Consider the following 322-nt stretch of genomic DNA (forward strand, 5'->3'; position numbering starts at 1 on the left):
TGCTCAGTCCGAAATAGGCTGCCCGCGCATAGCGGAATTTACGGTGCAGCGTACCGAAGCTTTGTTCGACCACATAACGGGTCTTTGACAAATACCGGTTACGTTTGGTTTGTGCTTCCGACAGTGGATGTTTGCGGTGAGCTTTGCGCATAATGCCGTCCTGCAGTCGACGCTCTTCCAGATGTTGCCGGTTTTCCGCACTGTCGTAGCCTTTGTCGGCATAGACGGTTGTACCTTCGGGCAGTCCTTCCAACAAAGGCGACAGGTGTTTGCACTCATGGGCATTGGCGGGGGTAATGTGCAGTTTCTCGATATAGCCTTC

1 protein-coding gene is annotated in these 322 nt (G+C 53.1%); it reads right to left on the minus strand.

Translation table 11 applies throughout. The features are described 5' to 3' along the window. A partial coding sequence (locus ACTHSX_RS10555) for a transposase (protein ID WP_440377618.1) occupies positions 1-322 on the minus strand: 322 nt, incomplete at both ends.

The organism is Neisseria sp. P0014.S002 (genome assembly GCF_051958295.1).
In the GTDB taxonomy this organism is placed as follows: Bacteria; Pseudomonadota; Gammaproteobacteria; order Burkholderiales; family Neisseriaceae; genus Neisseria; species Neisseria flavescens_B.